An 8,669-nucleotide genomic window follows, 5' to 3' on the forward strand; every position below is an offset into this window, starting at 1 on the left:
TGGCGTGCTGCTGATGGGCTCGCTGTTCGGCCTCTACCCCTTCCTGCTGAAGCTCTACGCCGATGGCGGATACCAGGGCGCCAACTTCCAGGCCGGGCTGCGCACGACCTGTCGCCAGATCAACCTCGAGATCGTCAAGCGATCCGAGTTGCACAAGTTCGTCGTGCTGCCGAAGCGCTGGATTGTCGAGCGCACTATCGCCTGGCTCAATCGCTGCCGACGATTGGCCAAGGATTGGGAGTGCCTGAACCGCCGCGCGCTTGCCTTCCTGCGATGGGCTTCCGTCCGCCGCATGCTCCGAAGGCTATGTCAGAAAACAACATGATCCCGGACGGACTCTCAGAAGCTAACAGGTCCTGGACCGTTCCCAGCGCAGCAGGATCGCCAAGTTTCAGCACGCAGCTAGAAGGACGGTTTGCGCGCAACCCACGCCCGGCTGAAGTCTTTGCGCCAAGACGAGCACAACGCGCTTGGGAGACCGATGCTGGCGAGCTGCACCACCCGTCGCCGACTGCTGACCCTGGCGGCGACCACAGTAGCGCCCCCGGCGCATGCCCTCGCCCCCGCCGCGACCGCACCGCACCAGGACAGCCCCGTCCTCCGGCCCAGCCTATTCCGGAGCTTCTTCCTGGGCGGCTTCGAGTGCTCGACGCACCGGCGTGCGGACGGCCGCAGGCTCGACCTGATCGCGGCCACCCGCCATGACGTGCTCGTCGAGCAGGACTACCGGCAGCTCGCCAGGCACGGGATCCGCGCCGTACGTGACGGCGTGCGCTGGCACCTCGTCGAGCCCGGCGCGCCGGGCCATTACAACTGGTCATCCCTGCTGCCGATGCTGCGCGCGGGAGAGGCTGCAGGCACACAGGTCGCGTGGGATCTGTGTCATTATGGCTGGCCGGACGAGCTCGACGTGTTCTCGGCCGATTTTGTGGAGCGCCTCGCCCGCTACGCGGCCGCTTTCGCCCGCCTGCACCTCGATGAGACCGGCCGCCCACCGGTCATCTGCCCAGTTAACGAGATATCCTACCTCGCCTGGGCCGGTGGCGACATGGCGCGGATGAACCCCCTCGCGCGCGGACGCGGGTACGAGCTGAAGCGTCAGCTCGCACGCGCCGCCATCGCTTCAGCCAGTGCCGTGCGCGCTGTGGCGCCCGGCGCGCGGATCCTGGCCATTGACCCGCTAATCCACATTGCACCAGCTCCCGGTAAGGACGCGGGCCCGGCCCTCGCCCACCTTGAGGCACAGTTCCAGGCCTGGGACATGCTGGTCGGCCGGCACGCCCCTGAACTCGGCGGTGCGCCCACGATGCTCGACCTCGTCGGGGTAAATTACTACTGGAACAACCAATGGTCATGCGAGCACCCGCGATTGCTCAAAGGCCACTGGCTGTGCGAGGGCGAGCCGCTGTCGCCCTTCGATCCCCGCGCACGTCCGCTTCGCGGGCTGCTGGCTGGCGTTCACGCGCGCTACGGGCGCCCCGTCTTCGTTGCAGAGACAAGCATCGAGGGCGAACGGCGCGCGGACTGGCTGCGCCATGTGGGTGCGGAGGTGCGCGAGGCGATTCGTGCCGGCATTCCGGTGGAAGGCATCTGCCTCTACCCCGTGCTGAGCCACCCGGGTTGGGACGATGACCGCTACTGCCCGAACGGGCTGCTCGAGATGGAGGTCCGGGCCGGGCGCCGGGTGGAGCATGCGCCCCTTGCGGCCGAGCTGCGCCGCCAGCAGCACCTGTGCGAAACCCTCTTCTCGGGGCGGGGCAAGGAGTAGGAGAAAGCTGACACGCTGCGCTCGGGCGGCGGGCATTGTTCTAGGATGAAACCGTCGTGCGGCCTCGCGCTGTGGCAGGGTGACGTAGAAGCCGAGCTCGTCGAGCTTGCGGGCGAGGCGGACCCGCCTGGTCCGGTGCAAGTGATCGGCGCTGAGGTCCGCACATACGGACACCTCGGCGGAGCATCCAGTAAGCAGCCGTGAGGAGAGCGGCGGCGACGGCGATGCCGAAATGGATCCTCAGGAGTAGGCGCTGATGGTCGCACCGGCTCCCTATCGCCGAGCCGCAGAAACTTCCCTAGCGACAGGCCGTCAGCACAGCACCACTCCAGCCCGCGTTCACTGTTTATCTCCTCGAAGTAGCCGACCAGCAGCATGCGAAAGAGGCACCCCGGCGGCAGCGATAGCCGCTCCCTCCCGCAGCGTAGTAGGATCCGCAGAGCCCTCCGACGAAACCGTCGAACCCAGCCGTGACAAGCTCGGCCTGCAGCCGACCGTAGAAGGCGTGATCCGGCGAGCGGGGCATCTCCGACCACGACACCGGCAACTCCGCCTGACGACCCCGCTGCCGTTCCGGAGCCATACGAAACCCGCCGCCATCACCTACAGGGACGAAGTCGACCCAGGCCGGTGTCACCAACGGGCTATTATGCCAGAAACGGTCCGGTCGAGCGGCGGGATAGGCATGTGCGGGATGTCCTACTCCTGCCAGACGCCGGCACCTCGGGCACGATCCCGGCCCGGGAACGTTTGCCATGGGCAGACAGGACACACGGAAATGCAGGGCGGTATGCTGAAAAACCGGCTTCTGGCGGCCTGGGACCAGGTACGAACCAGCCTGTGGCTGCTGCCTTTGCTGATGGCAGCGGCCGGTGTAGGCCTTGCCTGGGCCATGCTCGAGGTTGATGCCGGCCATGGTGCCGAGGACGAGGTGCGGGCCTGGTGGATGAACGCCGGCGGGGCGCAGGACGCCCAGACTCTGCTCTCGACGCTGCTCACAGGCGTGATCGCGATGGCCGCCATGGTCTTCTCGGCCACAGTTGTGGCGCTGACGCTCGCCGCCAACCAGTACGGGCCGCGCTTGGTGCGCGTCTTCCGGGCTGACCTCACAACCCAAGTTGCGCTCGGCACCTTCGCGACGACCATCGTCTACCTCGTACTCGTGCTCCGCATGATCCGGGGCGATGCCGCATTCCACGACGTGCCTCACGCATCGGTCAGCATCGGTACCGCGCTCGCGCTCGCCTGCGTCCTGGCTCTGCTTGTCTTTATCCAGGAGGTGGCGCGCATGGCGGTGGCGGATGACGTAGTGGAGCGCGTCGGCCGCGAGCTAGACGCCGGCATCGATCGCCTACCCGTCCTGACCGCGGATGAGGGGCAGGAGCACCACCGGGCCAATAAGGACGGCGCGGATAGGCAGGCGCTGTGGGAGGGGGCCGGCCATGTTGCGCAACGCCAAGAGGGCTACGTGCAGGCCATCGACCACGAGGGCCTGCTGGCCTGGGCGGAGCGGCACGACGCGGTGCTGCGGCTCAACTTCCGTGCGGGTGACTTCGTCGTCGCGGGCGACCGGCGCATCCACGTCCACCCGCCCGAGGCGGTAGAGGCGGCCGAGGCGGACGCCATTTGCAAGTTCGTCGTGGTGGGGCGGGAACGCACGCCGACACAGGACATCGAGTTTGCCGTCCGTCACCTCGTCGAGGTCGCGGTCCGGGCGCTCTCGCCCGGTATCAACGACCCCTTCACCGCCGCCGCGGTGATCGACCGGCTGCGTGGGTGCCTCACGCGGCTGGCCGGACGGCGCCTGCCCTCGCGGATGCTGCGCGACGGGGCGGGCCGGGTGCGCATCCTGCGCGAGACGACGACCTTCGCCGGCCTGAGTGACGCCGCCTTCCACCAGATCCGCCAAGCCGCGGCGAGCCACCCGGCGGTAGTTATCCACCTGGTCGAGGCGATCGCCCGCATCGCCGAGCATGCCCGCACCGCGGAGCAACGCGGGGCACTGACCCGCCACGCCCGGATGGTGGCCGGGGCCGGGCTGCGCGCCGCGGAGGAGCCGGGCGATCGCCACGACATCGAGCGGAGCCTCGCCAGGGCGGAGCAGGCGCTCGCCGATCATGGAGAGGCGCTCCAACCATCTACCGGGCACCAGCGCAACCCGCCTGGCTCGCGCTCGAGACCGGAGCCGGCGGCCGACCACGCAGCGGAGCGGCTGCAGCCAAGCTGTTGGGTTGCCAAGCGGTGAGGCCGACCAGTTGTGCACCCTCATGAGCCTGCTGACCGCGTCGGTCCCTCGAAGGAGGGTGTATGAGTGCGAAACAGCGCTGTAACGCGGGGCAGCTGGCGTTCGAATCCCCTTGTCGCAGAGCCTCGGCACTGCCGTTCACATGCTCGGTGCCGGCCCATCCTGGCCGCCAGGCACGGCACGACGGCGCCATGGGCGGCAACGAAGGTGCGGTCTGCGTTTCAGACAAGGAGGCGCCCGTCTACGCCTCCTCCCTGGCCGCAACCATGGCGTCCCGCGTCTCACGCCGCCTCGGCGAGACCCAGCGAGGCCGCCCGCCGCACCTTCAGCCCATCCAGGCCAGCGGTGACCTGGACGGTCTCGCCGTCATGGATGCGGCCCTCCAGCAGCAGGTTGGCCAGCTGGTCCTGCAGGTGCGGCTCAACGAGATCGAGCGGGCGCGGCGAACTCACCTTCATGGATGGCGTGCCGGTCATGCCCTACGCGTCCGGACACTCGGTCGAGACGTTCTCACCCGGTCGCTAACTCGCTAGCCCGAGATTGCCGCTGCCCTCTTGGCCAAGCCAGGCACCGACCGCTTCAGGCAGCGCGGCCGCGAGCCTGGCGCGATGCAAGGGATTCCTGAGATTGGCTTCATCCCGAAGATCGGAGAGGAAACCGAGCTCAACCAGGGCCGATGGGGTCTGGCGCGCCTTTAGAGACGGTTTTCATAACTATTTCTGATTGAGGTGGTCTGAGATCTCCGCTTGTGCAGCGCCGAGCAGCAGTCTCCTTCAAAGCTACACTATGAGCGCAAGCCTGGGCCTGAACCGAACGACCCCGGGCCAAAAGAGTCTCGACAGCAGGTAGACACAGCATTCTAAAATGCGTATTCTAATTGACATGGTCAGGACGGCGCGCTTCTCCGAGGACGACTTCATCGACGCGACGATGGCTCTGGTTGCCGAGGGTGGCCCTGCTGCCGCCACCATGCAGGCGATCGCCCGGCAGGTCGGAGCCCCCACGGGCTCGATCTATCATCGTTTCGAGTCCCGATCGGCCGTTCTTGGTGCCGCCTGGAACGCGGCCTATGGCTCCTTCGTCAAGGCGCTGGCGCCTCTGCTGCGCGAGGGCCGTCCGCGCGAGGCGGCCCTGGCCATCCTGCCCTGGTCCAGGGAGAACGAGCGTCGTGCCCGCTTCCTGCTCCTCAACGAGCCGATCGCGCTTTTTGAGGACACTCCGCCTCCGGCGCCGCTGCGCGAGGAACTCGAGAGGCTGGAGAACGAGTTCGACGGCGCCTTCCGGGCTTGCGTCGCCGGGTGTGGCGACGGGACCGTTCGCGACGAGGAACTGGCCCGGGCCAAGTTCCTGATCTTCGACGCGCCCATTGCCATTCTCCGTCCCCACCTCGTGAAAGGTGGCCCATTGCCGCTCTTTGCGGAGCGGATGATCGCCGAACTCCATGTCGGCATGCCCATCGCCGCCACTCGTGACGGGAGCATGCGGACCGTCGGTGCCGCGTGAGGGCGCCACCCTCTCCCAGCTCCTTTGGATCGCCGATGAACGACCTTGCCGATCACCGAAGCATAAAGCTGCACTCTCCGGAGGATTTCGCCGGGATGCGGGCCGCGGGCCAGCTTGTCGCGGCCGCGCTGGATATGATCACCGCGCATGTGCGGGAGGGCATCACGACGGCTGAGCTCGATCGCATCTGCTATGAGTTTGTGCTGGACCACGGGGCCAGGCCTGCCTCGCTGGGCTATCGCGGCTACGCCCACGCGACCTGCATCTCGCTCAACCATGTCGTCTGCCACGGCATACCCGGTGAGCGGAGGCTGGCGGAGGGCGACATCCTCAACATCGACTTGGCGGTGATCCTCGACGGCTGGCATGGCGACAGCAGCCGCATGTACGGGGTCGGCAAGATTAGCGTCCGTGCAGGGCGCCTGATGGATGTAACCTACAAGGCCATGATGCGAGGCATCGAGGCGATCCGCCCCGGCGCGACGGTCGGGGACATCGGGCACGCCATCCAGCGGCTTGTAGAAGCAGAGCGCTTCAGTGTCGTCCGCGACTTCTGTGGTCATGGCTTAGGGCGCGTCTACCACGACGCGCCGAATATCCTGAACTACGGCCACCCGGGCGAAGGACCGGAACTGCGGCCCGGGATGTTCCTGACAGTCGAGCCGATGGTGAATGCGGGACGGCTGGACGTGAAGGTTCTGAGTGACGGATGGACGGCCGTGACGCGCGACCGGAGCCTCTCCGCGCAGTTCGAGCACAGTGTCGGGGTGACCGAGACGGGCTACGAGATCTTCACCCTCTCGCCCGCAGGACTGACCAGCCCGCCTTATCCACCCACCGTGTAGAGACCTCCAGGCGGCACCTTCCATACCTGAGGAACCAGATAGGGACAGGTCCAATGGATTTCAGGCTTTCGCACCTCGTCGCCACTGTCATCGACGCCTGCGATCAGCACTCGGGTCGCAGACCCGGCCACCCGCCAGCCGACACCATCCGGGTTGTGGCGACGCTGCGGCGCTTCCTGCGCGAGGGTACTCCATGGCGCAGCCTGACCGCGACTGAGGACCAGGCGAGCGGCTCAACCGTGCGCCGCTGCCTCCGACGCTGGGCCACGGCGCGCGTACTCCCGAAGGTGCACGCCTTGCTGGTTGGCATGCTGCGTGGCCACCCCGACCTGATCCTGGACAGCTGTTCCGCCCGCGCCAAGCGTGGCGGTGACCTCACCGGCCCGAACCCGACAGATCGGGCCAAGCGGGGCACCAAGTACCACGTTGCGGTGGACGCCGATGGCGTGCCGGTCGCCTGCGTCGCCACTGCAGCCAACGTCAACGACACGCTGGCCTTCGAGCGGCTGTTTCTCGCCGTCTTCGCGGTTATGGCTCGCATCCGTACGGTGTTCGCCGACAAGGGCTACGACGCTGAGCGCAACCGCGACCTCTGCCACCAGTTCAGCGCCACACCCCAGATCCACAGACGCGGTCGGCCACGTGGCTCTGGGCTGGGCAAGCGGCGCTGGCCGGCCGAGCGCAGCAATGCCTGGCTGCTGGAAAACAAGCGCCTCGCACTGCGCTACGACCGCCTCGGCTTCGTCATACAGTCGCTGCTCCAGACCGCATGCATATTCCTGGTTGCAGGCCGCCTCGCACGCACATTCTGAAAACCGCCTCTTAGCCGATCGGCGGCGCGGCGTCGGTGCTCCTCGGACGTGATCTTCGGCTTCGTGGGCGGCATCTGGTCGGAGGGCAGGCTCATGTCGTGGATGTCGGTCGTCGGTACAGCCGGCGCTAGATCTTCACGGGCAACGCGACACGACGCTGGTCAGAGCACACCAATTCCGAACCAAAACCCGCCCGCAACCACAGCTATCCATAGCGGAACGGAAAATATCAGCAAGATTGCGATCTTCACCCAAGACATCGGCCTGTCCTCGCCGTCATGGTCTCTTAAGAATTCGTACACCATCGTTCCAACTCAGGTTAAGCGGCCGAGTTCGTCGTGATTGAAGCGAAATGTTGCGGTTTGCCGCTGTCATGCCGGGCTATGCGGCGGCATTTCGGCTGATCGAGGAGGAGGGAGAGCATGACGGAGTTCAGCGCAGCCTTAATCTTCCTGGCTCTTGTCAGCTTCGGCCTTTGGCTCAGCTGGCTTGCTAACCGGCCCAAGCGGCCTCGCAGTTACCAACTAAGGGGCGTCCTTATTCGGGCACGTACCACTCGCCACGCGCCCCATGCCTCGCACAGGCATACGCCCCGGTAACGTGGAAGGACCGGATAATGCCGGCCCTTCCATGGCTTCCGTCACCAGCCGCGGCGCCGTTTAGCCCACCTAGATACTTGCTGGTTTCGACATCGGCACCCCCAGCCGGGCGACCACAGCCTCAAGCACCGCCACGTCCCCCTGCCGCCACTGCTTACTCGCAAGCAGTGGCGGCAGGGGGATCTGCTCTTGCTAAGGCTGTGACGGCTCGGCTGGGGCTGTTGGGAGCACCGCAGCGTGACACATGACCCACAAACGCCCCTTGTGCCACCAGCATGGTGGATCAAGCTTATAGAACGGAACTGGGCAACGAGCGACCGAATCGTGCCTCGCTCGTTCCTACGCCGGCGAACAAAGGACGAAGCCATGACGCAGCGAGACGCTCTCATCGCGGGCCAGTCGGAGCCAGAGATGCCCCAAAGCATCTCGTCTGCGGATCTCGCCAAGGCTGCCGAGCCGTCCCCCCTGCCTAGCCCACCGGGCACCGGTCAGGTGAGCGGCGCGGATCCCTTTCCAGGGCTGGTCGACGCTGTCGAACACGCCCCGCCCAAACGCGACAACGGCAAGGCTGACTGAGGTGGTCCCCATTCGTCGGACAGCTTGGCGGCCTGAATAAGCTCGGTCCTGGTTTCCTTCAGGCCGCCAATCTCGTCACCGCATGCGCCTCATCGGGGGTCTGCCCCGCCAATGCGCTATGGGGGCGTCCGGCATTGTAGTAGCCGATCCACTTCGACAGCCCGGCCCGCAGCTCGGACCCGGTCTCGAAGGCATGCAGGTAGACGCACTCATACTTCAGGCTACGCCACAGTCGTTCGATGAACACGTTGTCCATCCAGCGGCCGCGGCCGTCCATCGAGATGCGCACCCCGGCCTGCTGCAGCAGGCCGGTGAACCGCG

The 8,669-nt window shown here is 66.5% G+C and carries 8 protein-coding genes and 1 pseudogene; 6 read left to right on the plus strand and 3 right to left on the minus strand.

The annotated features are described in order from the left end of the window. A partial coding sequence (locus tag BLR02_RS27315) for a transposase (protein WP_218128099.1) occupies window positions 1-325 on the plus strand: 325 nt, incomplete at its 5' end. 156 nt (window positions 326-481) lie between these two features. After that, window positions 482-1,768: a glycoside hydrolase family 1 protein gene (locus BLR02_RS27320; protein ID WP_245704991.1), complete on the plus strand. Its 1,287-nt coding sequence runs from the start codon at window positions 482-484 to the stop codon at window positions 1,766-1,768. Between the two features lie 275 nt (window positions 1,769-2,043). Here the strand turns inward: BLR02_RS27320 and BLR02_RS31250 are convergent. Then, window positions 2,044-2,304, minus strand: a pseudogene (locus BLR02_RS31250) (transposase); the annotation flags it as partial. A gap of 254 nt (window positions 2,305-2,558) precedes the next feature. Between BLR02_RS31250 and BLR02_RS27330 the strand changes: the two are divergent. Continuing rightward, a complete protein-coding gene (locus tag BLR02_RS27330) occupies window positions 2,559-4,013 on the plus strand; it encodes a DUF2254 domain-containing protein (RefSeq protein WP_176849872.1) in 1,455 nt (484 codons plus the stop codon). A gap of 281 nt (window positions 4,014-4,294) precedes the next feature. Here BLR02_RS27330 and BLR02_RS27335 read toward each other — a convergent pair whose 3' ends face one another. Continuing rightward, entirely contained in the window at window positions 4,295-4,489 is a 195-nt protein-coding gene (locus BLR02_RS27335; RefSeq protein WP_090665392.1) for a hypothetical protein, read from the minus strand. A 406-nt stretch (window positions 4,490-4,895) separates the two neighbouring features. Here BLR02_RS27335 and BLR02_RS27340 point away from each other — a divergent pair, with 406 nt between their 5' ends. From BLR02_RS27340 to BLR02_RS27350, 3 genes are read left to right on the plus strand one after another with little or no spacing between them, the layout of a single operon-like run. Further along, the gene (locus tag BLR02_RS27340; RefSeq protein WP_176849874.1) at window positions 4,896-5,516 is read left to right on the plus strand and encodes a TetR/AcrR family transcriptional regulator; all 621 of its coding nucleotides are present in this window, start codon (window positions 4,896-4,898) and stop codon (window positions 5,514-5,516) included. 35 nt (window positions 5,517-5,551) lie between these two features. After that, complete coding sequence (gene map, locus BLR02_RS27345) at window positions 5,552-6,361, plus strand: type I methionyl aminopeptidase (RefSeq protein ID WP_090665394.1); 810 nt, start codon at window positions 5,552-5,554, stop codon at window positions 6,359-6,361. A gap of 53 nt (window positions 6,362-6,414) precedes the next feature. After that, on the plus strand, window positions 6,415-7,173 hold the full coding sequence (locus BLR02_RS27350) for an IS5 family transposase (RefSeq protein ID WP_090665395.1): 759 nt from the start codon (window positions 6,415-6,417) through the stop codon (window positions 7,171-7,173). A gap of 1,233 nt (window positions 7,174-8,406) precedes the next feature. On the opposite strand, the gene BLR02_RS27355 is transcribed toward BLR02_RS27350, so the two are convergent. Next, a partial coding sequence (locus BLR02_RS27355) for an integrase core domain-containing protein (protein ID WP_143018355.1) occupies window positions 8,407-8,669 on the minus strand: 263 nt, incomplete at its 5' end.

This window comes from Belnapia rosea (genome assembly GCF_900101615.1).
GTDB classification, from domain to species: Bacteria; Pseudomonadota; Alphaproteobacteria; order Acetobacterales; family Acetobacteraceae; genus Belnapia; species Belnapia rosea.

Coding starts and splice junctions, on each gene's coding strand:
- BLR02_RS27350 (WP_090665395.1), top strand. CDS start 6,415: ATGGATTTCAGGCTTTCGCACCTCGTCGCCACTGTCATCGACGCCTGC.
- map (WP_090665394.1), top strand. CDS start 5,552: ATGAACGACCTTGCCGATCACCGAAGCATAAAGCTGCACTCTCCGGAG.
- BLR02_RS27320 (WP_245704991.1), top strand. CDS start 482: ATGCTGGCGAGCTGCACCACCCGTCGCCGACTGCTGACCCTGGCGGCG.
- BLR02_RS27335 (WP_090665392.1), bottom strand. CDS start 4,489: ATGACCGGCACGCCATCCATGAAGGTGAGTTCGCCGCGCCCGCTCGAT.
- BLR02_RS27330 (WP_176849872.1), top strand. CDS start 2,559: ATGCTGAAAAACCGGCTTCTGGCGGCCTGGGACCAGGTACGAACCAGC.
- BLR02_RS27340 (WP_176849874.1), top strand. CDS start 4,896: ATGGTCAGGACGGCGCGCTTCTCCGAGGACGACTTCATCGACGCGACG.